The organism is Pseudomonas sp. UMAB-08 (assembly GCF_900095225.1).
In the GTDB taxonomy this organism is placed as follows: Bacteria; Pseudomonadota; Gammaproteobacteria; order Pseudomonadales; family Pseudomonadaceae; genus Aquipseudomonas.
Window position 1 is genome coordinate 1 of record NZ_LT607466.1, and the last position, 314, is coordinate 314.

At 58.0% G+C, this 314-nt stretch carries 1 protein-coding gene; it reads left to right on the forward strand.

The window, feature by feature from the left end:
* On the forward strand, positions 1-314 hold a 314-nt coding region (locus K0F75_RS25445; RefSeq protein ID WP_257604488.1), incomplete at both ends, for a contractile injection system protein, VgrG/Pvc8 family.

Sequence of the window (314 nt, forward strand, 5' to 3'; positions counted from 1 at the left end):
CATCTGGTGCTGGCGCCCTTTCTGGCCTTTTTGCAGCACTCGAGCCATCGCCGTTCGTTCCAGAAAATGACCGTGCCGGAGATCATTCTTGAGGTGCTGAAAGGGCACCACATGCTGAAGGGCACCGATGCATCGTTCGACCGCATCACGGCGGTCATGGCGCCGCGCGACTATTGCGTGCAGTACGACGAGTCGGACCTGCACTTTCTCAGCCGGCTGTGCGAGGAAGAGGGGATTTTCTACCGGTTTGAGCACACGCCTGACAGTCATCACCTGATCTTTGCCGACGATGAAACCCGATTCCCGCAGCAATC